This is a genomic window from Streptomyces pseudovenezuelae (genome assembly GCF_029892565.1).
GTDB lineage: Bacteria > Actinomycetota > Actinomycetes > Streptomycetales > Streptomycetaceae > Streptomyces > Streptomyces pseudovenezuelae_A.
This window is the reverse complement of record NZ_JARXVH010000004.1, coordinates 221,128-245,045: the sequence shown is the minus strand read 5'-3', so window position 1 is coordinate 245,045 and position 23,918 is coordinate 221,128. Positions and strand designations below refer to the sequence as shown.

The 23,918-nt window shown below is 71.9% G+C and carries 18 protein-coding genes and 1 pseudogene; 9 read left to right on the top strand and 10 right to left on the bottom strand.

Annotated elements, in window-relative coordinates:
* The first annotated feature begins 35 nt into the window (after nucleotides 1-35).
* From M2283_RS13935 to M2283_RS13920, 4 genes are all read left to right on the top strand, one after another.
* Nucleotides 36-803, top strand: a complete 768-nt coding sequence (locus tag M2283_RS13935; RefSeq protein ID WP_280876496.1) for an IclR family transcriptional regulator — start codon at nucleotides 36-38, stop codon at nucleotides 801-803.
* A 144-nt stretch (nucleotides 804-947) separates the two neighbouring features.
* Complete coding sequence (locus tag M2283_RS13930) at nucleotides 948-1,250, top strand: cupin domain-containing protein (protein ID WP_280876495.1); 303 nt, start codon at nucleotides 948-950, stop codon at nucleotides 1,248-1,250.
* Nucleotides 1,251-1,265: 15 nt separating this feature from the next.
* Complete coding sequence (locus tag M2283_RS13925; protein ID WP_280876494.1) at nucleotides 1,266-1,418, top strand: hypothetical protein; 153 nt, start codon at nucleotides 1,266-1,268, stop codon at nucleotides 1,416-1,418.
* Nucleotides 1,415-2,980, top strand: coding sequence for a flavin-containing monooxygenase (locus M2283_RS13920; RefSeq protein ID WP_280876493.1), 1,566 nt, complete (start codon nucleotides 1,415-1,417; stop codon nucleotides 2,978-2,980). The genes M2283_RS13925 and M2283_RS13920 overlap by 4 nt, the downstream gene beginning before the upstream one ends.
* On the opposite strand, the gene M2283_RS51920 is transcribed toward M2283_RS13920, so the two are convergent.
* Nucleotides 2,925-3,446, bottom strand: coding sequence for a zinc-binding dehydrogenase (locus M2283_RS51920; RefSeq protein WP_432423086.1), 522 nt, complete (start codon nucleotides 3,444-3,446; stop codon nucleotides 2,925-2,927). The genes M2283_RS13920 and M2283_RS51920 overlap by 56 nt on opposite strands.
* Nucleotides 3,447-3,479: 33 nt before the next feature.
* Between M2283_RS51920 and M2283_RS13910 the strand changes: the two genes are divergently transcribed.
* The 3 genes from M2283_RS13910 (at nucleotide 3,480) to M2283_RS13900 (ending at nucleotide 6,179) form a co-directional block, all read left to right on the top strand.
* The gene (locus M2283_RS13910) at nucleotides 3,480-3,692 is read left to right on the top strand and encodes a hypothetical protein (RefSeq protein ID WP_280876491.1); all 213 of its coding nucleotides are present in this window, start codon (nucleotides 3,480-3,482) and stop codon (nucleotides 3,690-3,692) included.
* Between the two features lie 152 nt (nucleotides 3,693-3,844).
* A complete protein-coding gene (locus tag M2283_RS13905; RefSeq protein WP_280876490.1) occupies nucleotides 3,845-5,293 on the top strand; it encodes a sodium:solute symporter in 1,449 nt (482 codons plus the stop codon).
* Between the two features lie 94 nt (nucleotides 5,294-5,387).
* Nucleotides 5,388-6,179 carry a class II aldolase/adducin family protein gene (locus tag M2283_RS13900; protein WP_280876489.1) on the top strand — a complete coding sequence of 264 codons (792 nt, stop codon included), beginning with the start codon at nucleotides 5,388-5,390 and terminating at the stop codon, nucleotides 6,177-6,179.
* Between the two features lie 52 nt (nucleotides 6,180-6,231).
* Here M2283_RS13900 and M2283_RS13895 read toward each other — a convergent pair whose 3' ends face one another.
* Nucleotides 6,232-6,699 (bottom strand): hypothetical protein, encoded by a 468-nt coding sequence (locus M2283_RS13895; protein WP_280876488.1) that lies wholly within the window; start codon nucleotides 6,697-6,699, stop codon nucleotides 6,232-6,234.
* A 51-nt stretch (nucleotides 6,700-6,750) separates the two neighbouring features.
* Nucleotides 6,751-8,250 (bottom strand): carotenoid oxygenase family protein, encoded by a 1,500-nt coding sequence (locus M2283_RS13890; RefSeq protein WP_280876487.1) that lies wholly within the window; start codon nucleotides 8,248-8,250, stop codon nucleotides 6,751-6,753.
* Between the two features lie 205 nt (nucleotides 8,251-8,455).
* Between M2283_RS13890 and M2283_RS13885 the strand changes: the two genes are divergently transcribed.
* On the top strand, nucleotides 8,456-8,584 hold the full coding sequence (locus M2283_RS13885; RefSeq protein ID WP_280876486.1) for a hypothetical protein: 129 nt from the start codon (nucleotides 8,456-8,458) through the stop codon (nucleotides 8,582-8,584).
* A 34-nt stretch (nucleotides 8,585-8,618) separates the two neighbouring features.
* On the opposite strand, the pseudogene M2283_RS13880 reads toward M2283_RS13885, so the two are convergent.
* Nucleotides 8,619-8,882 (bottom strand): annotated as a pseudogene (locus M2283_RS13880) (ANTAR domain-containing protein); the annotation flags it as partial.
* A 237-nt stretch (nucleotides 8,883-9,119) separates the two neighbouring features.
* Here M2283_RS13880 and M2283_RS13875 point away from each other — a divergent pair.
* On the top strand, nucleotides 9,120-10,106 hold the full coding sequence (locus M2283_RS13875; RefSeq protein WP_280876485.1) for a sensor histidine kinase: 987 nt from the start codon (nucleotides 9,120-9,122) through the stop codon (nucleotides 10,104-10,106).
* A 29-nt stretch (nucleotides 10,107-10,135) separates the two neighbouring features.
* Here M2283_RS13875 and fxsT read toward each other — a convergent pair whose 3' ends face one another.
* The 6 genes from fxsT to M2283_RS13845 form a co-directional block, all read right to left on the bottom strand.
* Nucleotides 10,136-14,026, bottom strand: a complete 3,891-nt coding sequence (gene fxsT, locus M2283_RS13870; protein WP_280876484.1) for an FxSxx-COOH system tetratricopeptide repeat protein — start codon at nucleotides 14,024-14,026, stop codon at nucleotides 10,136-10,138.
* Nucleotides 14,023-15,351 carry a TIR-like protein FxsC gene (locus tag M2283_RS13865; protein ID WP_280876483.1) on the bottom strand — a complete coding sequence of 443 codons (1,329 nt, stop codon included), beginning with the start codon at nucleotides 15,349-15,351 and terminating at the stop codon, nucleotides 14,023-14,025. The genes fxsT and M2283_RS13865 overlap by 4 nt, the downstream gene beginning before the upstream one ends.
* Nucleotides 15,352-15,496: 145 nt before the next feature.
* Nucleotides 15,497-16,945 carry a GAF domain-containing protein gene (locus M2283_RS13860; protein WP_280876482.1) on the bottom strand — a complete coding sequence of 483 codons (1,449 nt, stop codon included), beginning with the start codon at nucleotides 16,943-16,945 and terminating at the stop codon, nucleotides 15,497-15,499.
* Nucleotides 16,946-16,990: 45 nt separating this feature from the next.
* Nucleotides 16,991-18,028, bottom strand: coding sequence for a rod shape-determining protein (locus tag M2283_RS13855; RefSeq protein ID WP_280876481.1), 1,038 nt, complete (start codon nucleotides 18,026-18,028; stop codon nucleotides 16,991-16,993).
* Between the two features lie 189 nt (nucleotides 18,029-18,217).
* On the bottom strand, nucleotides 18,218-22,903 hold the full coding sequence (locus M2283_RS13850; RefSeq protein WP_280876480.1) for an SAV_2336 N-terminal domain-related protein: 4,686 nt from the start codon (nucleotides 22,901-22,903) through the stop codon (nucleotides 18,218-18,220).
* Nucleotides 22,893-23,912, bottom strand: coding sequence for an AAA family ATPase (locus tag M2283_RS13845; protein WP_280876479.1), 1,020 nt, complete (start codon nucleotides 23,910-23,912; stop codon nucleotides 22,893-22,895). Before M2283_RS13845 ends, M2283_RS13850 begins: the two co-directional genes overlap by 11 nt.
* Between the last annotated feature and the right edge of the window lie 6 nt (nucleotides 23,913-23,918).

The following is a 23,918-nucleotide window of genomic DNA, read 5'->3' as shown; positions in this document are numbered from 1 at the left end:
GTCTATCGTGGGCCGCATGGACCCGGGAACCAACGTTGAGTCCCGCTGAGCGGGACAGTGACGCTCCGGTCGCGGGCGGCCTCGAGCGCGCCGCGGCGATTCTCGGCGCCTTCGACGCGACGCACCGCGACCTGACCCTCGCCGCCCTCGTCGCCCGCAGCGGTCTGCCGCGCTCCACCGCCCACCGCACCGCCGACCGGATGATCCGGCTCGGCTGGCTCGACAAGCCGAAGGACCGCTACCGGATCGGCAACCGCCTCTTCGAGATCGCGAGCCTGGCCCCGATCCGGCTCCAGCTGCGCGAGGCGGTGCTGCCCTTCCTGCAGGACCTGCACAGCGCGACCAAGGTCACCGTGCAGCTCGGGGTGCTCGACGGCGCGCAGATCCTGGTCGTCGAGAAGATCACCGGCCATCGGCCGATGCCGATGCTCTCTCAGGTCGGCGGGATCGTCCCGGCGCACTGCTCGGCGCTGGGCCGCGCGATCCTCGCCTACAGCGACACCGAGACCATCGACGCGGTGCTGGCCGCCGGCCTCGAACGCCGGACGCCGCGCACGCTGACCGATCCGGTGGCCGTCCTGCGCGAGCTGACCGCGATCCCGCCGCGCGGCTGGGCGGTCGAACGCGAGGAGGGCAACATCGGGGTCAGCTGCGTGGCCGCCCCCGTCTTCGGCCCGCTCGGCGAGGTCGTGGCCGCGCTGTCCGTCACCGGCCCCTCCGGCCTGATCCGGTCGCAGACGATCGGCCCCGCCGTACGCCTGGCCGCGGCGGCGGCGTCCCGGGCCTACTGCTCGCGCCGCTGACCGTCGCCGACCGTCATCGACCGCCGCGGACAACGGAGTCCCGCTGAGTGGGACCTCTGATTGCCGTGCGGGCCGGGCCGCACGCACGCTGTGAGCGCCGGCACACCGACGGCCCGCCGGTGCGGCGACCTCAAGGAGACGACGATGACTCTAGGCGGCGGCTACATGCTGCCCTCGCGCGAGGGACAGGCGATCGCGGCGATCGGGCTCGGCGTGACGAAGAAGGCCGACGGCGAGTCGACCCGTGACGCGTACTCGCTGTTCGAGTACACGATCCCCCCGCGGACCGACGGGCCGCCTCCGCATCTGCACACCCGCGAGGACGAGTCCTTCATCTGCCTGGCCGGACGCCTCGACGTCCACCTCGGCGGCGAGGACTTCGTCCTGGAACACGGCGACTACCTGTTCCTGCCGCGGGACGTGGTGCACGCCTTCCGCAACCCGTAGCAGGAGGAGTCACGGGTGATCTCCGTGGTCTCGCCCGCCGGGCTCGAGCGCTACTACCAGGCGCTGGCGGACATGCCGCCCGGCCCCAAGGACATCTCGCTGATGAAGAAGATCATGGCCGACTTCGGCATCGAGCTGCAGCTGCCGCCCGAGGTCGGCCAGGCATGAGGGTCGCGATCGTAGGCGCCGGCTTCGCCGGACTCGCCACCGCGAAGGTGCTGACCCAGGCCGGCCACGAGGTGCGGGTGTTCGACAGGTCCCCGGACGTAGGCGGTGTGTGGAGCCGCAGCCGGCGCTACCCGGGCGTGACGACGCAGAGCCCGAAGGCGCAGTACTCGCTCTCGGACTTCCCCATGCCCAAGAGCTATCCGGAATGGCCCAGCGGCGCCCAGGTGCAGGCCTATCTCGCCGCGTACGCCGACGAGTTCGGCCTCGAATCGGTCCTGCGCCTGAGCACCGAGGTGACGGCGGCCCGCCCGGTCGGCGACGGCCGCTGGACGCTTGAGACCCGCGACGCGGTGGGAGCGGAGTCCGTCGAGGAGTTCGACCGACTCGTCGTCGCGAACGGAGTGTTCTGCGAACCCCTGGTCCCGGCCTACCCGGGCCTGGAGGAGTTCACCGCGGCAGGCGGGCGGCTGCGCGCGGCCACCGAGTTCCACGACGCGGAAGAGGCCCGCGACCAGCACGTCCTCGTCGTCGGGTACGGCAAGTCGGCCTGCGACGTCGCGGCGGCGATCAGCGGCGTCGCCGCCACCACCGATGTGATCGCCCGTCAACTGCTGTGGAAGGTACCGCGCAAGATCGCCGGTTTCGTCAACTTCAAGCTGCTGCTGCTCACTCGGCTGGGCGAAGGACTCTTCCGCTACCTGCGACCGCGCGGGTTCGAGAGGTTCCTGCACGGCCCGGGCAACGGCCTGCGCCGTCGGATGATCAACTCCATCGGATCGGTCTCGGTACGGCAGTTCGGCCTCGCGAAGCTCGACCTGGTGCCGGCCGGTCACATGGAGGACATCGTCCGCGGAGCCATCGGGCTGGCGAGCGAGGGCTTCTTCGAGGGCGTCGCGGACGGGAGCATCACCGTCCACCGCGACCGGACCATCACGCGGCTTCTCGCCGGGTCCGACGGCCCCGCGGCCGAGCTGAGCGACGGCGGCACGCACCGCGCCGACCTGGTGCTCTGCGCCACCGGCTTCACTCAGGGCGTGCCGTTCCTGCCCGAGGAGACCCGGCGCCGACTGCTCGACGAGCGCGGGAACTTCATGCTCTACCGGCAGATCCTGCCCCTCGGCGTTCCCGGGCTCTACTTCAACGGCTACAACTCCTCGTTCTTCAGCCCGCTCAACGCCGAGATGGCGGCCCTCTGGATCGCCGCCGACCTCGCGGAGGCGGTGGCGCTGCCCGAACCCGAGGCCATGCGTCGGGCCGTCGTCGAGCAACTGGCGTTCATGGACGAGGCAACGGACACGCATCACTGCCGCGGCACCAAGATCATCCCGTTCTCGATGCACAACGTCGACGAGGTGCTCGGCGACCTCGATCTGAACATCGGCGCCACGGTACGGGCCTCGCACTGGCTGGGCGCGGTCAATCCCTCGGCCTATCGACGGATGACCCCGTCGCTGCTGCGACGGCTGACGCCGAGCGGGCCACGACCTGAACTCGCAGCCACCGGCCTCACGCCTGTGGACAGTCTCTCCGGAAACGAAGAAGTGCCTTCCGACCTGCGATGACGGGGTTTCTCCAGGACCACTGATCGCGTACGGAAGCCTGGACCCGGTGACCCGGTGACCCGGTGACCCGGTGACCCGGTGGACCGAACGGAGCGCGGTCCGCGTCGTCACGCGGCGGGCACGGTGACCGCCAGTTTGCCCGTGGCGCGGCCTTCGAGGAGGTGGCGGACGGCGGCGGCGGTTTCGGTGAGCGGTAGGCGCGGTCGACGACCGGGGTGAGGGCGCCCGCGTCGATGAGGGTGGTCAGGTCGCGCAGGCCGTCGGCGTGCTCGGATGCGATGAAGGTGCCCAAGTGCTGGGCGGTGAACGGGGACAGCAGTTGGGCGCGGAGTTGTCGGTCGGTGCCGCCGAGCCAGGTGCCCTTCGTTTCCCCGCCGGTGATGATCAGCCTGCCGTGCGGTGTGAGGGCGCGGCGCAGGTCACGCAGGGTGCGGTGCCCGCGATGTCGATGATGGCGGCGTAGCAGCGCGGGCTGGCAGGGGGGGACCTGCTGGACGGCATGGTCGACCTGGTCTTCGGCGAGGTCGAACTGCCCACGCCGGGCGACGACTGGCGACAGGCGATGCGGCAGCGGGCAGGCTCCATGCGCCGTGTGCTGTCCGGTCCCGAGATCGCGACCGCTCACGTCATGCGACCCGGATACACCTACGGCGACGAGTTCGAGTTCGGGCTGGAGCTGATCCTCAACGGCCTTCAGCAGGCGACGAGTTGACCAGCCCCGAAGCAGCCGACCTCGGCCGGGCCCAACGCCGAAAGTGTCAACTCCCGTACCAGTCCAGGGCGCCCCCACTCCCAGGGCATCCCCGGCCCGGCCCCGCACCCGGTCGCCGACCTCTCCTCTCATTCCGCTCCCCGGAGGATCAGATGACCGTCGACTACCTCGTCATGGCCGTATACCTGCTGAGCATCATCGCCGTCGGCTGGTGGGGCAAGAAACGTGCCGCGTCCAAGAGCGACTTCCTCGTCGCCGGACGGCGGCTCGGCCCACTCCTCTACACCGGCACGATGGCCGCCGTCGTCCTCGGCGGCGCCTCCACCATCGGTGGCGTACGCCTCGGCTACACCTACGGGATCTCCGGCGCCGCCATGGTCTTCGCCATCGGACTCGGACTGCTGGCGCTGAGCATCTTCTTCTCGGCCCGCATCGCCCGCCTCAAGGTCTACACCGTCGCCGAGATGCTCTCCCTGCGCTACGGCGACACCGCTGCCGTCATCTCCGGCATCGTGATGTGGATCTACACCCTCATGCTGGCCGTGACCTCCACGATCGCCTACGCCAGCGTCTTCGACGTCCTGTTCGACGTGCCCCGTTGGGTCGCGGTGGTGATCGGCGGCACGATCGTCGTCGGCTACTCGGCGCTCGGCGGCATGTGGTCCATCACCCTCACGGACATGGTGCAGTTCGTGGTCAAGAGCCTCGGCGTGCTCGTCCTGCTGCTGCCCATCGCCGTGGTCAAGGCCGGCGGCTTCGGCGCCCTGGCCGACGAGCTCCCGGACGGCTACCTCTCCCCGACCTCCATCGGCGGCCAGACCATCCTCACCTTCGTGCTGATCTACACCTTCGGCATGCTCATCGGACAGGACATCTGGCAGCGGGTCTTCACCGCCCGCTCCGACAAGGTCGCCTCCTGGGGCGGCACCGTCGCCGGTGTCTACTGCCTGGTCTACGCCCTCGCCGGCGCCGTCATCGGCATGGCGACCAAGGCCCTCTACCCCCAACTCCCCAGCGCCGACGACGCGTTCGCGACGATCGTCCGGCACGCCCTGCCCACCGGCATCCGGGGCCTGGTCCTGGCCGCCGCCCTCTCCGCGATGATGTCCACCGCGAGCGGCGCCCTGATCGCCTCCGCGACCGTCGCCAACAACGACATCTGGGCCCGGCTGCGCCCTCGTACGGCATCAAAGGATCACGACGAGATCGCCTCCAACCGGCTCGCCATCGCCGTCCTCGGCGTGACCGCCATGGGCATCGCCTGTGTCCTCGGTGACGTCATCGAAGCACTCACCGTCGCCTACAACCTGCTGGTCGGCGGCCTGCTCGTGCCCATCCTCGGCGGTCTCGTCTGGAAGCGCGGCAACCTGCCCGGCGCCATGGCGTCGATGATCGCGGGCGGCACCACCGTGATCGTCCTCATGATGACCGACGGACTCCTCGCCAACGAGCCGATCTACTACGGCCTGCTCGCCGGCCTCGTCGCCTACGTGGCCGTCAGCCTTCTGACCAGGCCGACCGAAGTCGCCGTCGTCGAGGCGTGGCGGCGCCGCCTGGCGGGCGAACCGGCCGTCGTCGCACCAGAGTTGAGCACGGTCTGACCGGCGCCGCAGCAACCGACGTGCCCCGGGCGGCCGGCCCGGGGCGCGCACCCGTCCCGCAACCGCCGGCCCCAGCCCAGAAAGAGAGCCACTGATGACCGAGCTGTCCCTGCGCCCCGACCGCACCGCCCCGACCGCGGCCGGCGAGGAACTGCGACTGCGTCGCGAACTCGCCGCGGTCTACCGGCTCGTGGCGCACTTCCGGATGACCGACCTGATCTTCACGCACATCTCCGCCCGGCTCCCCGGCCCCGAACAGCACTTCCTGATCAACCCCTACGGCCTGCTCTTCGAGGAGATCACCGCGTCCGACCTCGTCAAGATCGACCTGTCCGGCCACCCCGTCGAGGAGTCCCCCCACCCGGTCAACCCCGCCGGCTTCGTCATCCACAGCGCCATCCACGCCGCCCGCTCCGACGCCCACTGCGTCCTGCACACCCACACCAGGGCCGGCTGCGCCGTCGCGGCCCAGGAGGAGGGGCTGCTCCCGCTCAACCAGATCTCCATGGAGTTCTACGGCAGGCTCGGCTACCACGACTACGAAGGCGTCGCCCTCAACCTCGCCGAACAGCGGCGCCTGGTCGCCGACCTCGGCCGGCACCCCGCGATGATCCTGCGCAACCACGGCCTGCTCACCGTCGGCGAGACCCCCGCCCAGGCGTTCCTGCGCATGTACTACCTGGACAAGGCCTGCGAGATCCAGACCACGGCCACCGCCGGGGGCGCCGGGCTCGTCACCCCGAGCCCCGACGTGTGCGCACTCACCGCCCGCCAACTCGCGGGCGAGGACGACAGCTCGGACCTCCAGGACGACAAGGCGTACGACCTCGCATGGTCGGCACTGCTCCGGCTCGTCGAGCGGATCGCCCCCGACTACAAGGACTGACGGGCACCGGGCTTCGAGGACCTGGACCGCGACCGTGACGGAAAGGCCACTCTCAGTCGACCTCGACCTCGACCTCGACCTCGACCTCGGCCCGCAGCCCGTCCCGCAGCCGCCGCAAGTCGTCCGCATGCCGCCCCAGCCCGTTGAGGCGGAGCCGCGCCGCCTCCGTGCGGGCGTCGCGGTGGACCGTGAAGGCGAGGTCCAGGGACTCGCGCAGCATCCACAGGCCGTAGGAGAGCAGCCTGCCCGCCTGGGCCTGGACCAGTGCGAGGTCCGGGTCGGTGAGCCGGAGGTCCTGCAGGCGGGTGCGCAGGCGGTACAGGACGATGCTCTGCAGGCCGCAGTCCCGCGCGGTCTGGCGGGAGACGGGCCCGGGCTCGCCGCACGCGGCCACCGCTTCGTCGGCCGGGCCCTGCGCCGCGACCGCCTCGTCCAGGACCGCGACCAGCGCCCGCACCTGCGCGGCACGGGGCGCACGGGCGGGGGCGGGTGGGCGAGGGAGGCGTAGGGGAATGCGCATGGCTCCTCCTGGTCGTCCTCCAGTGTGCGCCCCCTCGGCGGAAGGGCGCCGCTAACCGCGCGAGAAGACGCCGTGGAAGCCGAACGGGACCGGCTGCGGGACCCGGGCACGGGCCAGCTCCGTGAAGGACACCGCGTCCAGGACCAGCAGATACGAGGACTGCGCGGCGGAATCCAGGACGACGGACAGGATGACGCCGCTGTCCTCACCGGCGTCCCCGCCCGTGTCCTTCGGCGCCGCCACGAACACCGGCTCGCCGGGATAGCCGCCCGGCTCGTGCCAAGTGAGCGTCTCGCCGGAGCTCACGTCCAGTTTGACCAGTTGGTCGAAGAAGTCGCCGCCCCCGTGGTCCCGTGAGCCCACTCCGTACGTGTACCGGTACGGGTGGCCGTTGTGGCGGCGGTAGTCGATGCGGGGGAGTTCGAGGGGCTCGTCGGAGAGGCGGGTGACCGTGACCCGGCCGGTCCGGCGGTCCACGCGCAGACGGGTCGGCAGGGCCTGCGGGACCGGGCCGCCCGAGCGGAGCCGGTCCAGGTAGAGGGCCTGCACGATCTCGGGGTCGGGGTAGGCGCAGAGGTCGAGCACGACCGTGCCGTCGGCGCCGTCCTCCTCGTACGCGTTGATGTGGTGGAAGGCGAACATCGCCGGTGCCTCGTACTCGCCGGCCACGGTGCCGTCGGTGAGGGAGAGGAGGGTGATCCGGGTGGGGTCGTCGGGCTGCCAGCGGTAGTTCTCGATGAACGGTCGGCCGCTCAGCAACAGCGCCAACGGGTTGACGCGGTACGGGAATTCGACGAGTACGGCGTACGAGGGCGTGATCGCGAAGCTGTGCATGTACGAGGGGTGGGTGACCTGTTTCTCGGCCACGACCTCACGCAGTGCGCTGGATTCAGCGCGCTGACGGTGGATCAGATAGCGGCAGGTACGGGCGAAGCGGACCGAGTAGTTGACCAAGTGGCCCCTGCCCGGCTCCAGATGGGGGTGGGCCGTGGTGACCGGCGCCCCGAGGTGGTCCTCGTAGTCCTGGACGCCCACGGTCTCCAGGGTGCCGGGATCGAACTCGACCGGCAGGGGCGTCTCCGTCAGCGCCAGGGTCCGCTCGCCGAACTGGACTATGTTCACGTTGGTGTTGCCCGAGGGCGGCGGCGGAGTGAAGAGCGTGAACAGCCGCTGGAAGATCGAGCGGCACGGGTCCGTCGCGAACTCCCCGTACGTGATACGGCCGTTGGCGAGTGCGGCGGTACGGGCCGGGGTCGCGAGGTAGCGGTTGGTGTACGTCACTCCAGTGGCGTCTCCGTCGGCGTCCCCACTGGCGTCTCCGGCGGCGGCGACGTGGAAGCGGTGGATCATCGCCTGGCCGTCGAACCAGTGCCGGAACGAGCGGTCGCCGACCTCGAAACAGGCGGGCCCGTTGCGCAGCAGCGTCCCCGACAGCCAGGGCGGCAGCGTGCCCTCGACGGGCAGTGCGACGCCGTCGTACTCCCGCGCCGGGGTCCGCAGACCTGCGGCGTAGGGCGCCTGGTTCCCTCCCGTGCCCTGCTCCCCAACCATGCCCGCCCTCTGCCCCTGCCGTCCCGGAGACAAACGCTCCCCGGCGAGGAGTAGGGGTGATCTCATTCCCCGGGAGTAGCGGGCCTGGCACGGGGTAGTGCTGGAGGGGCAGGTCAGGAGCCTCCGAAGGCACGATGTGCCGGTGGGGTACAGGGACCAGGCTGGTGGGTATCAGGCAGGAGCCGGTGAGTCCGAGGAGGGTGTCATGAATCGCCAGATCCGTGTGCGCGTCAGCCGCCGTCCGGGGTCCGCGACGTCCTCCAGGGACTCCAGGGACGCCCGGGACCAGCAGATCGACCGAAGGACGCCTTCGGGGCGGATCCTGCCGTACTGAGTTCGCTCCGAAGCCCTGCCGTACTGGGCCGAGTTCAGCCCAGGCGGCGGGCAAGTGCCGTACGCAGAGCGCTGCGTAACTCGGGTGACAGGCGCGGACCGCCGGTTCGAGCCCCGGCCGTGACCGCCGCCGCGACCGTGCGCAGCTTGGTGTTGGACAGCTGGGACGCCTCCCGCAGCACCTCCCACGCCTCGTCCGAGGTGCACGTGTGCGTGGCCATCAAAACGCCTCTTGCCTGGTCGATGACCGGGCGGGAGGCGATCGCTCTGCGCAGCTGCTGGACTTCCTGGCGCAGCAGGTCACTGTTCGGCAGTCCCGCGATAGATGTGTGTGCCACTGTGGTCATGTCCCCCCTCGCCGCTTTCGACGGTCGTCACGACGTTGAAGTGCTGGAACTGCGCCTGCCCTTCGAACGGCGGGCTACACCAGACGGCTTGGAATGAGCGGCCGAGTCCGGGGTAGGCGCGCTGTCGTCCAGGTATCGGTAAGGAGGCCGTCCAGACTTCAGCGTCCAGAGCATCAGTGGGGAGACGGTGTGGACAGCGGCGTTCGAGACGACGGCGACCGGAGAACCCCGGCCGGACCGCGCGAGCCCCCCGATCCGCCCGGCCCCTTCGCGCACCTCGCCCTGCTCTACCGGGACGAACGCGAGTACCTCGACGGCATCCTGCCTTTCGTGCGGGGCGCGCTCACGGCCGGCGAACCCGTCGCGGTGGCCGTGCCCGCCGAGAAGCTCCGGCTGATCCAGGACGAGGTCGGCACCGACCCCGGCCTCCGCCTGGTCGACATGCGGGAGGCCGGACGCAACCCCGGCCGGATCATCCCCGGCGTGCTGCACGCCTTCGCCGACACCCAGCCCCCCGGCACGCAAGTGCGGATCGTCGGCGAGCCGGTGTGGGCCGACCGCACCGCCGCCGAGTACGCGGCCTGTGTCCAGCACGAGGCGCTGATCAACCTCTCCTTCCTGGGCCGCAGAGCGACCGTCCTGTGCCCGTACGACATCCGGCACCTCGACCCGCGGGCCGGCGCCGACGTCCACGCCACCCACCCGGTGATCCTCGACGCCGGCTCCGGACGGGCCCGCGGCAGCGACAGCTACGCCCCCGAGGCCGCCCTCGCCCGCTACAACGAACCCCTCCCGCCCGTGCCGGACGTCCTGGCCCTCGCCTTCGACGCCGAGGCGCTCAGCGAGACCCGGCACCTGGCCACCGACGAGGGCGCCCGACTCGGTCTGCCGGCCGCCCGGCTGGCGGACCTGGCCCTGGTCACCGCCGAACTGACCACCAACAGCGTGGTGCACGGCGGGGGTTCGGGCTCACTGCGACTGTGGGCCGCGGACGGGTTCGTGGTCTGCGAGGTACGCGACAAGGGCCACCTCACCGACCCACTGGCCGGCCGCCGGCCTGCTCCGCGGGCCCGACGGGGCGGCCGGGGGCTGCTCCTGGTGAACTTGCTCGCGGATCTGGTACGGATGCACACGGGGCCTGGGGGGACCACTGTGCGGTGCTGGTTCCGGTGTTGACGGCGGGTGGGGCAGGCCCGCGGCGGCCCTCAGTTCGCCATCGGTACCAAGGAGCGTGAGAAGCGGCGCAGTTCGCGCACGGCACGGACGAGGCGGGTCTCGTGGCTCGACAGGGCGAGGAGACGTTCCTCGACCTCGTCCCTCAGCCGGGCGGCCTCCTGGTCGCGGCCCAGGGAGGTCAGCGTGAGGGCGCGATTGGCGAGTGTCGCGAGATATTCGGGATGCCGAGGGCCCAGGACCTCGCTCAGCCCTGCGGTCGCCAATGCCTCCAGCGCGTCCGCCTCCTCGAAACGGCCCAGCTCGGCCAGGACGTTGGCGTGGTTGGCGGTGCAGAAGAGGGTGTACGGATGCCGGTCGCCCAAGGTGTCCGCCAACTGCCGCCCCACCTCGGCGAAGACCAACTCCGCCTGCTCGATGTCACCGCAACCCCGGTGCAGGAGAGCGAGGTTGTGCAGGGCGGTCAGGGTGTACGGGTGCTGTGTGCCCATCGTCCGCAGGTACGTGGCCAGCGTCCGCGTGCCGAGTTCGAGGGCGGCCTGGTTCTCGCCCACGGTGAACAGGTCGACCGCCAGGCTCAGTTCGCAGGCCAGTGAGTCCGGCGTCGGGGAATCGTGCAGCGTGGCGTAGCGCGCGAGCGTCTCCTCCGTCAGCAGCCTGGCCTCGTGGATCCGGTTCATCCAGCGCAGCGACACGGCCAGTGATCTGGCGCAGCGCAGTGTGCCGGGAAAGTCCTCGCCGAGCACCCGTTGGTACGTCTCGTAGGTGCGCCCCAGCAGTTCCGCCGACTCCGCGTACCGCCCGGCCGCGCGCAGGTCGGTGCCGAGGGACTCGGTCGAGGCCAGGGTGGCGGGGTGGTCCGAACCCAGCGTCTCCGTACGCCGGTTGAGGGTCTGCTCGTCCAGGGCGCGGGCCTCCTCGTAGCGGCCCACCGCGCGCAGGGCGAGCGCGAGGTCGGCCGCCGCGGCCATGGTGCGCGGGTGGTACGCCCAGAAGATGTCCTCGAATCCCTCGTGCGCCGCGCGGGCCAGGTCCAGCGCGGTGCCGTACTCGCCGAGGGCCGCCTGGTCCCGGGCCAGGCCGGACATGGTGACGTAGGTGTGCGGATGCGCCGGCCCGAGCACCGCGCGCTGGCGTTCCAGCAGGTCCTCGTCGAGGTCGCGCGCCTCGGTGAACTTCCCCTCGGCGCGCAGGACATCGGCGAGTCGGCCGCGCAGGTAGAGGTACTGCACGTCGTCCTCACCGAGCAGTTGCTCCCAGTGGACGAGCAGGTCCTGGGCGAGCCGGCGGGCCTGCGACAGCAGACCGCGCTTCTCCAGGTACCGGACCCGGTCGATCAACAGTCGCCGGGCCTGGGGGATCTCGGCGTCGCGGACGCCGGCGGCCTTCAGATGCGGCCAGATGGTCTCGAAGCGCGGCCAGGTCTCCGGGTCGTCCACCGGTTCGTCCGCGTCCGGCCGGGCCGCCGCGAGCAGCCGGTGCACGACGCGCCGGGCCTCCAGCCGCTGTTCCTCGTCCAGTTGGGACCGGGTCGCGTCCTGGAGCAGGCGGTGCACCTGCACGGTGCCGCCCGCCGGGTCGATCACGGCGAGCGAGAACCGGCCGATCTCCCGCAGCAGCCGGCCGATCAGCAGCTTCTCCTGAAGGGTCGGGTCGTACGGCCTGAGCGCCTCCAGCATCTCCGCGGTGAACAGCAGGGACGTGGAGATCGGCTCGGTGGAGAAGAAGGCGCACAGCTCCAGCAGCCGGGCCGCGCCGGGCGAGTGCTCGCGCAGCCGGGCGATGGACAGGTTCCAGGTCGCGGTCACCGAGCCCGGAAAGGAGACGTCGGTGGTCTGTGCCGTGAGCTGTTCCAGGTACAGGTCGACCGGGGTCGCCGTCTCGGCGAGCCATGCCGCCGCCTGTTCCACGGCCAACGGCAGGTCGCCCACCGCCGACGCCACCGCGTCGGCATCCTCGGGAGCGAGCCCCGGGGCGCGGCGCCCGATGAGCCGCACGCTCTCCTCACGCGGGAACACCTCCACGGGCACGGAGGCCGTGTGCGAAGTCCACTCCTGATTACGGGAGGTGACGAGGACGTGCCCGCCGCTCGCGGGAAGGCGCTCACGGATCTCGTCGGGCGCGTCGGCATGGTCGAAGACGAGCAGCCAGCGGGGGAGCGGACGGTCCTCGGCGGACAGCAGCCGCACGGTCTCCTGGGCGGTGCGCGTGATGTCCCCGCCGACCAGCCCGAGCCGGAGTCCGAGTTCGGCCAGCGCGGCGGTCACGCCGTCCGGGCGCTCGGCGGAGATCCACCAGACCAGGTCGTAGTCGGCCAGGAAACGGTGTGCGTACTCAATTGCCAGCGCGGTCTTGCCGACCCCGCCGAGCCCGACCAGGGCCTGCACCCCGGCCATGCCACCGGCGAACTCACCACGCACCCGAGTCAGTTGGACGTTCCGGCCGGTGAACGCCGGATTGCGCGGCGGCACGTCCCACACCTTGGGCACGCGGCCGGGGAAGCGCACCAGCGGCGGGGCGTCGTCCGTGCCCTCGGGCAGCGCGAACACGCGCAGCAGCGCCGCGGCGCAATCCGCTTCGCCCATCCGGTGCAGGTCCAGTTGGAGATGGTCGCCGCGGTACGAGGGCATCCGTGCCTCGTCCACCCGCAGCACCAGCACGGGACCGTCCGACGAGGCGGTGGGCGCCGACAGAGCCCCCAGGAAGTCGCTCGTGTAGCGGGAGTCGACGGCGGCGCGGGACAGCAGCACCGCCGTATGGGTGGTCTCCTCAGGCCGTTCGACAGGCCCCGTGGACAGGTCGTGCCGGCTGACCCCGCAGCCCGCGCGGGTCAGGGTGGCCTCGACCCACTCGGCCCACATCAGGTTCTCCGGCGCGTACACCACGGCTACTTGGTGGCGCGGGACGGGCCGGCGGCGTACGAAACGGTCCTGGCCGCGCAGCCGGGTCCGCTCCGGGATCGGCGGCAGCGAATCGACCTCGCCGTCGGTGATCGCGGCGGTGAGCCGTTCGTACGCGGCGAGCAGCGAGCCGGTCGTGCCGCTCGCGTCGGCGAAGGTGGCCAGCACCTCCTCGTACGCGTAGTACGGGCGGTAGGGGACCTCGACCCCGTACCAGTACGCGGTGTTCTCCTGGGGGCTCAGCCGGCCGCCGTCGGAAGCGGTGGGCAGCCCCTCGAAGCGGAGCCGGGCCAGGGCGCGTCCGGCGTCGGCCTTCTCCTTCTCCCCGTCGTCGACGCGCATGGGCACCGGCAGGACCCGGATCGCGCGGTCGCTGAACCGCTCCGTGATGCTGCGGGCCACCGTTGCCGCGCCGCTGATGGACTGGTCGCTGAGGGTGAAGCAGTCCACCAGGACGTCGGGCAGCTGCACGGTGCAGATGTCGGCGATGTCGGACAGTCCGGTGCGGCTGTCGATCAGGACGTAGTCGTAGGCGGCCTTCATGTCGTCGCGCAGCGCGTCCAGGAACTGGCCGCCGCCCAGGCGCTCGTAGAAGTCGTCCCAGTCGAGGGACGACACGGTGGCGCTGTACGCGCGGTCCTGGCGGCCGGCCGACAGGAAGTCGAGCGCGCCGCTCTCGGGGAAGCGCAGGCCGATCCCGTCCACGGCGAGGGGGATCGCGTGCGGGCGGACGCTCGCGAAGTCGCGGTGCCAGTCGGTCGGGCGCGCGCGGTCCTCCGTCGCGGCCCATCGGTAGTCGTTGACGATGTCGATGACACCGGTGGTCGCCGCGAGCGCCCCTTCCTCCAGGAAGGGGTGGAAGTACCGGTGCAGGCCCGGCGACTCCAGGTCCCAGTCCGCCGCCAGTACGCGTTTTCCGTTCGCCGCGAGGATCCAGGCGACGTTGGCCAGCGCCATCGTGCGGCCGGTGCCGCCCTTGTACGAGTAGAACGTGATGATGCGTCCGTCCGGCGCGGCCGTCATTTCGCTTCTCCGTGATCGGTGCCGTGGTCGGGGTCGGCGGCGGGGGACGACTGCGGGACGGGGCCCTCGATCCGGGGCCGTACGACGGTCCGTCCGGTGGGCAGATGGGGCTCCGCCCGTTTCAGGAACTGTCTCGTGGCGTGCGCCACGACGGTCGGCAGGAGGTCGTTGAAGGCCTTCAGCGTGGGCACGCCGTTGACCGTCGTGTGGGACTCAAGTCGGCGGCCACCGGCCAGGATCGACGGCAGGGTGCTCTCCAACTGTGCCGCCAGCTCCTTGCCCTCGGGCCCCTGGCACTGCTCGTCGCCGCGGTTCCAGGGGACGACGGCGGTGACCCAGGGGTGGGCATAGGCGTCGTAGGCCGTGAGACGTCTGCGGTACTCCTCGTCGGTGAGGACCCACCGGTCGATCAGCAGGATGCTCGGTGGCCGGCCCGCGCCGGCCGGGTCCGTGTCGGTGTGCTCGTCGTCCTCGGCGGCGGGGCCGGTCAGCTCGTCCTCGAAGGCGGAGACGGTGATGTGGTAGTCGAGGGAGCGGATCAGGTCCTCGGCGAGCTGGGACAGGGAACGCATCGACTCCGCGTGGTACGGGTTCCAGTCGTGCGGGTCGTCGCCGTAGAAGCGCGCGTCGCGGTGGGCCGGGATGGTCTCCAGCGTGGGCGCGGCCACGGTGAGGTGGATGCGGCGCGGTGCCTCGCCGCGCGGCTTGAAGGCGCTGCGGGTGCGGTCGTAGGCGCGAGGCCTGCTGGGCGGCAGGTTGGTCTCCTCGGCGACCCGGACGATGCGCTGGGCCAGCGCGAAGACCGTCTCCTGGTACTCGTCGCGCAGCCGTCTGAGCGTGCCGAGGCCGTACAGCCCCTTGCTCTCGTAGTGGCCGTCGGCGGAGGTGAGGTCGATGTGGATGCGTTTGGCGGAGTCGGGCAGGCCGGCCAGGTCCATGTGGGTGCCGAGTGCGGGCACGATGGCCGGAACCGCGTCCGAGCCGGACGTCCGGGCCTGCAGGACCCGCTCGTTGAACGCGTACCACTCGCGGCCGCAGTGCTCGCTGGTGAAGTAGCGCGGCGAGTACAGCGGGACGAAGACCCGGCAGGTCGCGAGGTTCCTGCTCAGCACCTCCGGCCAGCCCTCCCCGGTCCGCATCTCGTGGTCCATGAAGCCCACCTGGGTGCCCCTGGGCAGATCCGTGAGCGCCATGACGTGGTCGCACAGATCGGCGAAGAGCGTACGGACCCACTGGTCGGCGTCGCCGCTGCCCGCTCCCCAGGCCGGCGTGTGAGCGTAACTCAGGAAGAAGTGCGGCCGGTTGTCCTGTGCCGGTGTGTCCAACTGCCCCTCTGCCCTCCCGCGAACCCGCCGTCCCCCACGGCGTCAGGTGGCCGGGAGCAACATGTGCCCGACTCTTCCCCCGCAATCAACGGTAGGCCAACGGCAGGCGGCACGTGGCGCGTTGGGGGCTCACGGTGTTGGGGGTTCACAACGGCGCCTGCCACCGGACCGTCGTGCCCGTGCTCCCGTCCTTCGCCGTCCCGTCGTCGGACACGGTCAGGCGTACGGCGTCGCGCCCGTCCGGGAGTTGGGCCGTCACGTCGACGGTGACCTCGACGTGGGAGACGCCGGGGCGATGCGTGGCGGCGGCGAGGGCGCGGCGCAGGGCGGTGAGGAGGTGGGCGGCGGTCCGGTCCGGGACGCGGCTGTCCACCGGACCGGTGAAACGGGTGGAGGGGCTGCGGCCGAGCAGGGCGGCGGCACCGGACGTCTCTCGAAGCACCTTGCCCCGCAGGCCGGTTGGGGCTTCGGCGGGCGGTTGCTGGAGGGCGAAGATCGCGGTGCGGACCTCCTGGATCGTCGACTGGAGTTCGTCGACGGCCCGGCCGAGGGTCGCGTGGACCTCGTCGGAGGGACCCTTGCGCTGGGTGGACTCCAGCATCATGCCGGTGGCGAACAGCCGTTGGACGACCAGGTCGTGCAGATCGCGGGCGATACGGTCGCGGTCCTCGTAGACGGCGAGACGCGCACGGCGGTGCTGGGCGTCGGCCAGCACCAGGGCCAGCGCGGCCTGCGAGGCGAACTGGGTGGCCAATAGCCGCTCCACGGACGTGTACGGGCGATCACCGCGCGAGCGGGGCAGGGCGAGGGTGCCGATGAGCCGGCCCTCCGCCTGCAGCGGCAGCATCATGCTGGGCCCGAACCGGTGCCGTACATGCGTGGTCATCCTTGGGTCGGTCGCCGAGTCGTCGATGAACACCGGTTCCCCGCCCAGGAGTTGGACGAGGACCGGGCTGCCGGGCTGGATGGTGGTGCCGAGGATGTCGCCCGGGTCCTGATGGGTCGAGGCGGCCACGATCTCCATGCCGCCGTCCTCGGTGGGCTCCAGGATGATCCCGGCGGAGGCGTCGGCGAGGATGCGGGCGCGCTCGGCGACCGTCTCCAGCGCGTCCGCCGCCTGCTCGCCGGTGAGCAGCGCGGTGGTGACGGCCGCCGCCCCCTCGATCCACCGCTCGCGCTGCCGGGCCGCCTCGTACAGCCGGGCGTTGCCGATCGCGAGACCGGCCTGCGCGGCGAGCACGCGCAGCAACTGCTCGTCCTCGGCGCCGAAGGCCGCGTCGCCGGGCGTCCCGGGAACCTGCTTGCCGGCGAGGTGGAGCTCGCCGAACACCTCGTCGTGCACGTGGATGGGCACGCTGAGCGAGGGGGCGGGGTCGGGGGAAGTGGAGGAGGGGGAGGCAGCGCACGGGCCGGCGCCCGGCGTGCGGATCTCGGCCAGACCGTCCTGGCCGGGATCCGTCGTGCCGAGGGCCGCGTACCGCGCACCGGTCAGTTCGGCGGCGCTGTCCACGATGTGCTGGAGGGTGGTGTGCAGTTCGAGGTCGGTACCCACGCCCAGGACGGCCTCCAGGAGCGGCGGCAGGCGATCGGTCATGCCGGGTGTCCCGTAGGGGTCTCGTACGGGTGTCTCGTACGGTGCTCAGGTGGCCAGCGGGTCGAGCACCAGCGGCTCGATCTTGCCCTCCAGCATGGCGCCGAGGCCCTGTACGGCACAGACGTCGGGGCGTTCGGCGATGTGCACCGGCATGCCGGTGGCGTGCCTCAGCATCTGGTCGAGACCGGGGAGCAGGGCGCTGCCGCCGACCATCATGATGCCGCGGTCGGCGAGGTCGGCGACCAGGTCCGGCGGGCAGTTGCGCAGCACCCGGCCGATGCCGTCGAGCACCGCGGTCAGCGGCGTCTCGATCGCGCCGCGCACGGCGGCGGTGTCGACCTGGACGGAGCGGGCGAGGCCGGTGGCGACGTCCCGGCCGTGGATCTCCGTCGACGCGGGGCCCTGGGCGGTGAGGCCGTTGCCGGAGAGGGCGAGCTGGAGCGGCCGTACGGACTGGCTCGGCAGCATCAACTCGTGCTCGTGCCGGAGGTGTTGGACGATCGCGTGGTCGACGGCCTCGCCGCCGACGGGGATGCGCTCGGCGGTGACGATCGAGCCGAGGGAGAGGACGGCGACCTGTGTCGCCGCCGCCCCGCACACCATGATCATGGTGGCCTCGGGCCGCTCGACGGGCAGTCCGCAGCCGACGGCGGCGGCGATCAGGGTGTCGACGAGTTCGACGCGGCGCGCGCCGAGTCCGACGAGGGTCTCGATCGCGGCCCGCTGGGCCAGCGGATCGGCGTCGTGCGGGGTGCAGGCCGCGGCCCGCAGCCGGGGCTTGCGGCGCAGGGTGCGGCGGATCTTGTCGCCGAGCAGGTGGCGCAGCATGCGCTGCGCCATCTCGATGTCGACGACGGTGCCGCCGGAGACGGGGCGGACGACGCGGATGTAGTCCGGGGTGCGGCCGGTCATCTTCTCGGCGAACTCGCCCACGGCGATCAGGGCGCCGGTGCGGGTGTTGATGGCGGCGGCGGAGGGCTGGTCCACGACGAGTCCGGCACCCTTCACATAGACGCGGGTCCGGGCCGCCCCCAGGTCGACGGCGAAATGGCAGCGGCGCAACTGCTCCAGACTGGCGGTCATGGCTAGGTCCTCCCGAGAGCGCAGACCGTGGGCCGCCGGTGGACGACGGACCTCGTTCCGTGGGCCGCGCCGGGTGGCGGGCCTCACTCGCATCGTGCGGGGGCGGGGGTGAGGGCGCCTTTTGTGGGGGGCCGGGTGGGGTGCGGCTGAATGGGTAATTTGTCTGGAATGTCTAATGTAAGGTCTGCGTTAGCTTCGCTCGGGGTGCTGGGTGTACGCCGCGTCGGCCAGCTCCATGAGCGACTGGGCCAACACCCGGCAACCCGCCGCGCGGAGCTCGTCCTGGCCGGCGCGGGTCTCGGCGTAGCCGATGAAGGGAAGCCCCAGTTCGAGCGCCGCGTCCCGTTCCGTGACGGACGAGCTGATCAGCACGGCCCGGGAGGCCGGATCCCGCCCGGGCGAGGTGCGCAGCGAGCGCCGCAGACAGTCCGGGTCGGGCATCAGCAGCCGCGGATCCTGGGCGCGACCGGTCACGGTGTCCACCGACGATGTCAGCGAGTGGAGCGTCAGGTGCCGGTGGACGGCCTCCTCGTACACATCGGCGACCACGTGGACGCGGCGGCCGGAGGTCCGCAGGGCGACGAGCAGGGCCGTGGCGTAGTCGGTCTGCAGGGAAGAGTGCGCCGCGTGCAGTTCGAGTTGATTGAGGCGGTGGTACAGGATCTCCGCGACGTCGGTGAAGGCGAAGGCGCGCAGCACGTCCAGGGGGTGCCGGAACGACTCCGTCACCGGTCGGCCGCGGTGTTCGGCGATGTCGGCGAGCATGCTGTTCACCGCCTTGCGCGCGGAGTTCGGGGAGAACAGCCTGGTGAGGACGCCGTCGAAGCCGATCAGTACGGTCTGCGCGTCCCGCAGGAGGTCGGCCGGCGAGCGATCCGCCACCGCCACCGGCCCGCTCCCTGGCGGCTGTTGCTCTCCCTCCGGGGACAGGGTTGCCGCGACCGACACCGAAAGGCCCGGCACCGGCCACCGCCGCAGCCCGGCGCGTACGGCCTGCTGGGCCGCGCCCGCCCGGCGCAGGGGGTGGCGGCGGGTGACGCGGGACGCCTCCTTGAGGAAGTGGTCGAGGAGGAGGGCGGAGACGCTGGCGGTCTCGCCCAGGAAGAACGCGACCGGGTCGTCCACGTGCCAGGACAACTCGACCGTCGTGGTGAACGTGCCGCCGCCCGAACTCGGCAGTGAGACCTCGTACTCGGCCTGCTGGGTGGTGAGGTCGATCTCGTAGTACGTGGTCAGGCGGGGCGGGCGGGTGCCCCAGGGCTGGTTCGGGTTGAGGAGGGTGAGCGGGCCGTCGGGCAGGGTGTGGACGATGGCGGAGCGGCCGGGGTCGGGGGGTTCCAGGCGGGCGATGTCGGGGGTGGTGAACGGGCCGCTGACCAGGTCCCGGGACTCGGGCTCCGGCTCCGGCTCCGGTTCGGGTGATGGGAGGTGCAACGGGCGGTACCAGGACAGGGGCTGGGAGTTCGGGGAGCCCATGCGGAACGGCTCGAAGAGGGTGACGGCGGAGGCCTGCGCGAACTCCTCGTGCAGGACGGGGGAGAGGACGACCAGGATGTCGGCCTCGTTGCGCTCGATCGCGGTCGCCACCTGCCTCGGCATGCCGGACCGGTGCGTGTCCGTGAACAAGGGACCGTGCCAGAAGATTACCCGGAACGGCGGCGGGTCGTCCAAGTCCGCTAGTGCCTCCGGCAGTTCGCGCAGGACCGCGTCGAGGAGGGGCAGCACGTCGGCCTCGGGTTCGGCGAGGACGACATAGCCGTCGCTGCGGGCCGTCATGTCGTACTGGTGCGGGGTGAGGTCCGGCGAGGAGAGCAGGCTGATCACCGCGCGGCCCAAGGCGTCCCGGGCCTGCGGGTGTTCGCTCAGGCCGGGGGCGTCGAAGACGATCGTGGGTCGGCCCCGCTCGGGCGAGGCCCGAAGCTCCTGGTACAGCTCGTGCAGGGCGGGGTCGATGGGGTCGCCGTGCTGCCGGGCCCGGACCTCCGCGTAGGACTCGTACGACTCGATGGCCTCCGCGATCCGGCCCATGCCCTGGAGCGCCAGGATGTGCAGCCAGCGGAAGTCCTCCCGGTCCGGATGCTCCTGGAGGAGAGCCGTGAGGTCGATGGCGGCCTGCTCGAAGTCACCTAGATCCAGGTCGAGTTGGGCGCGGGTGGCGCACAGGGTGAGGCGGAGTGTGTGCAGGTGGGCGCGGGTGGCCTTGGCCGCGGGGCCGGGGATGCCGTCGAGGGGCTCGCCGTACCAGAGGTCCAAGGCCTCCTGGATCAGGGCGCGTTCGGCGCGCGGGTCCTGCTCGGGGGAGCGGCGGCCGAGCAGTCGCTCGCAGTGGAGTACGTCGATGTGGGCGGCCGGGGCGTGCAGGGCGTAGCCGTCGGGGACGGCGGCGAGGATGCCCGGGCCGAGGCGGCGGAGGATCTCGGAACAGAACAGGTCGATACGCCGGGCCGCCTCGCGGGCATCGGGCGGCTCGTCCCAGATGCCCTGGGCGAGTTCCGCGTGGGTGATCGGTCGGCCCTGTTTGAGGAGCAGCATGCACAGGAGGGCCTGGGCGTCCGCGAGGCGGACGGTGATCTCGGGTTCCTCGGGGAGGCTGATCCGGAGCGGGCCGAGCATCCTGAAGGTCCAGGGCTCGGGGTCGGGGGCCGTCGCGAGGTGGGGGGCCGCCTCGCGGGCGGACAGCTCGCCGCGTCCGATGTCCGTGAGCAGCCGCTCGGACTGCGTGGGGGCCGCCACCCCCGAGGCCAATTTCCGTACCAGCGCGTCGAATTCGAGGAAGTCGGCGGCCGGGTCCTTGCCCACGGACTCCTCGCCCAGGGCGAACCGGCCGATCAGCAGGGTGCCGTCGGGGCGCAGCAGCAGCCCGCTCGGACCGCGCTGCCCACGCACCAGGCCCGCCGCGTGGAGCGCTTCGAGCCCCGCCACACCCTGGACGACGAGTTGGGCGAAGACCCGGAAGTTCACGCCGGGCCCGCTGCCCTGCTCCAGTTCGGCCAGAGTCACGCCTTCCACGAACTCGGTGACCAGATACGGCGATTCGCCGGAGACGCCGTAGTCCAGCACCGGCATGACGTTCGGGTGACGGAGACCGGCCAGGGCACGCGCCTCCCGCAGGAACCGTTCCTGCGGTGCCGTCTGCTCCGCGTACAGGTGCACGGTCACGGACCCCCCGCCCCGCACGTCCTCGGCCTGCCACGCCCAACGGGCCCGCCCCCGCGGCCAGATCAGCCGATACCGCCCGTCCAGCAGCCGCTCCAGCCTCCCGCCTCCATCCGGCAGCCGGTCCCGTTCCCCGGCGCCTCCGCCCAGCCGCCGAACCGTCTCCTCCCGCACCGTCGCGAAGGCCTCGCCCTCCCGCCCCCCGGCCCGCGCCCGGAAGTCCCCGGCCGCCAGCCCCGCCCGCTCGTCGATCAACCCGCCCACCCGGGCCAGGAATTCACGGGTCCGCCCCCGGGCCGTACGCGGCAGAGACCGCAGCAGCAGATCCCGTACGCCGGGACGGAAGTCGTAGGAGCCCGGCGGTCCCGGGATCGTGGTGAGCATGCCGCTGAGGATGATCTCGGCGAGGTGCTGGGGGCGCGGGCTGGATTCCAGGGCGCGTTGGACCAGGCGCATGACCGGGAGGGACGGGTCGGCCAGGGCGAGGTGACCGGCGAGGCGGAAGGCCGCCGGGGACGCCGTCGAGCGGAAGCGCAGGACCAGGTCGCGCGGCGGGAGCGCGGCGATGTCGGGGGCCGAGGGTTCGGCCTGCGGCGCGGGACGGGCGGGCAACTGGGCCGCCGCGCCCGGGGTGTGGGCCCCGCCTGGGGAGGCGATCAGGGTGGACCAGTTGGCGAGCCAGGACGGACCCGCCTCCAGTACCGGGAGGACGGCACCCGGCCGGGTACCGAGGGCGCTGTCCGGGTCGAAGGGCGTGAAGGCGAGCCGTGCCGTGGGAGCGACCGCCGTCGCGGCGGCGAGCAGGCCCGGTTCGGCGGGCAACGCCGTTGTGAGCCACAGGTGTTCGGGGAGCGGTTGGAGTACGGACACCGGCATCCGGCCCGCCCAGTGGTGCAGGGTGCGGTACCAGCGGTCGCCCGCCGGGCCCGGGCGCCACTGCGGGCCCATGCAGTCGCTGACGACGAGGGTGACCGTGCGGCCGTCGCCGGGGTCGGGCACGTGCCGGGCGTGGCCGTCGGGGCCGGCCGGGTGCAGGGCGACCGAGCGGAAGATGCCCGACTGGGCCAGCGCGGTGTGCAGTTCGCGCACCAGGGGGCGCCAGACCGGCATCGTCGGGCCGGTGTCGTACACCAGGTTGAGGCGCAGCCAGCGGTCGAGATCCGGGCGCAGCACGGGCAGCCAGGCCTCCGGACGCGCGCCGAGCCGGGCGATGCGGTCGGCGGTGGCGTACTCGTCGAGGACACGGGCGCGAGGCGCGGGCACCTTGCGCTTGAGGGGGCGCAGGGCGCGTTGCAGGGCGAGCGGGTGGTGGAGCATCGGGGGTGCGGGGGCGAGGAAGAGACCGTTCGCCGTGGGCGCGGGGTCGGGGGCGGGGGACGGTTTGGGCAGGTGCAGGGGGACTCGGCCGTCGGGGGTCGGGGCGGGTGGGGACGGCTTGGGGGAATCCGGGGGTACGACGGTGGGTGTGGCTGTGGGAGTGGCAGTGGAAGTGGGCTGAGGGAATGAGGGCGCGGCTGGTACCGGGCCCTCCCGCTCGGTACCAGCCGCACCCTCATCCGCTTGCTCCGGCGCCAACTGCCGTGCCAGCCACAGCAGTTCCGCCAGCTCTCGCGGGGTCGGGGTTGACCCTTCGGGGCCCGCGGCCGTGGCGAGCAGGGCCGTCAGCCGGTCGGCGGCGGCGGAGGAGGTGCCGTCGTCCGGCGTGGGATCAGACGCCATCGCCGTCCGCCGCCGCACTCAGGTACGGCATCAACTGCTCGGCCAACTCCTCCGGTGAGCCCGCCTCAAGTCCGGCGACCCCTGTCAGGTAGATGGCGTTGAGGAGCTGGTCCGTCGCGAGTTCGCCGCTGCTCGAGCGTCGTAGGAAGTCCTCGATCAGGGACACGGCACGGTCGTCCGGGTCGCCGAGGTGGGCGCGGACGATCTCGGTGAGCTGCCCCCGCTCGGGTCGGCGCAACTTCAGCCGGACGCAACGGCGCAGGAAGGCGGGCGGGAACTCCCGCTCCCCGTTGCTGGTCAGTACGACGAACGGGAAGGCGCGGCAACGGACGCGGCCGTGGTCCACGGTGACCGGCGACTCCGTACCGTCCGCGAGGACTTGGGCCGTCCCATCGGCCGAGTGGCGGGCGGCGCGGACCAGTTCGGGGATCTCGTACTGGCCCTCCTCCAGGACGTTCAGCAGGTCGTTGGGAAGGTCGAGGTCGCTCTTGTCGATCTCGTCGACGAGGAGGGCGCGGGGACGGTCGTAGGGGAGGAGCGCGGTGCCGAGCGGGCCGAGCCGCAGGTGGTCCTCGACTCCGCCGCGCGGCTGCCCGTCGCCCTCCGGGCCGGGGCGGGCCGCGTACAGCCGGGACAACGGGTCGTACTGGTAGAGGCCGTCGGCGAGGGTGCTGCGGCTGGTGATGTTCCAGCGCAGCACCGGGCCCAACCGCAGCTCGCGCGCCACCGCGTACGCCAGCGAGGACTTGCCGGTGCCTGGCGGCCCGGTGACCAGTAGCGGACGGCGCAGACACAGCGCCGCGTTGACCAACTGGACGCTCTCCGGGGTCGCCACATACGTCCGCGCCCGGTGCACCCGGTCCGGCGAGATCGCCGCCGCGTCGTCCCGCTCACCGGGCGGCGGCAGCGCGGGCCCGCCGTCGAACGCGCGCCACGGCGGCGGAACGGGCAACTCGGCGATCCCGTCGTGCGGTTCGCTGCTGCCGGTGTAGACGGACCAGTGCGGCATGGGGCG

What these genes read in the sequence shown, in the direction of transcription:
- M2283_RS13890 (WP_280876487.1), bottom strand. Translation starts at nt 8,250, where the DNA reads ATGGTTGGGGAGCAGGGCACGGGAGGGAACCAGGCGCCCTACGCCGCA.
- M2283_RS13885 (WP_280876486.1), top strand. Translation starts at nt 8,456, where the DNA reads ATGAATCGCCAGATCCGTGTGCGCGTCAGCCGCCGTCCGGGGTCCGCG.
- M2283_RS13845 (WP_280876479.1), bottom strand. Translation starts at nt 23,912, where the DNA reads ATGCCGCACTGGTCCGTCTACACCGGCAGCAGCGAACCGCACGACGGG.
- M2283_RS13910 (WP_280876491.1), top strand. Translation starts at nt 3,480, where the DNA reads ATGGTCGACCTGGTCTTCGGCGAGGTCGAACTGCCCACGCCGGGCGAC.
- M2283_RS13900 (WP_280876489.1), top strand. Translation starts at nt 5,388, where the DNA reads ATGACCGAGCTGTCCCTGCGCCCCGACCGCACCGCCCCGACCGCGGCC.
- M2283_RS13860 (WP_280876482.1), bottom strand. Translation starts at nt 16,945, where the DNA reads ATGACCGATCGCCTGCCGCCGCTCCTGGAGGCCGTCCTGGGCGTGGGT.
- M2283_RS13905 (WP_280876490.1), top strand. Translation starts at nt 3,845, where the DNA reads ATGACCGTCGACTACCTCGTCATGGCCGTATACCTGCTGAGCATCATC.
- M2283_RS13930 (WP_280876495.1), top strand. Translation starts at nt 948, where the DNA reads ATGACTCTAGGCGGCGGCTACATGCTGCCCTCGCGCGAGGGACAGGCG.
- M2283_RS13855 (WP_280876481.1), bottom strand. Translation starts at nt 18,028, where the DNA reads ATGACCGCCAGTCTGGAGCAGTTGCGCCGCTGCCATTTCGCCGTCGAC.
- fxsT (WP_280876484.1), bottom strand. Translation starts at nt 14,026, where the DNA reads ATGACGGCCGCGCCGGACGGACGCATCATCACGTTCTACTCGTACAAG.
- M2283_RS13920 (WP_280876493.1), top strand. Translation starts at nt 1,415, where the DNA reads ATGAGGGTCGCGATCGTAGGCGCCGGCTTCGCCGGACTCGCCACCGCG.
- M2283_RS13850 (WP_280876480.1), bottom strand. Translation starts at nt 22,903, where the DNA reads ATGGCGTCTGATCCCACGCCGGACGACGGCACCTCCTCCGCCGCCGCC.
- M2283_RS13895 (WP_280876488.1), bottom strand. Translation starts at nt 6,699, where the DNA reads ATGCGCATTCCCCTACGCCTCCCTCGCCCACCCGCCCCCGCCCGTGCG.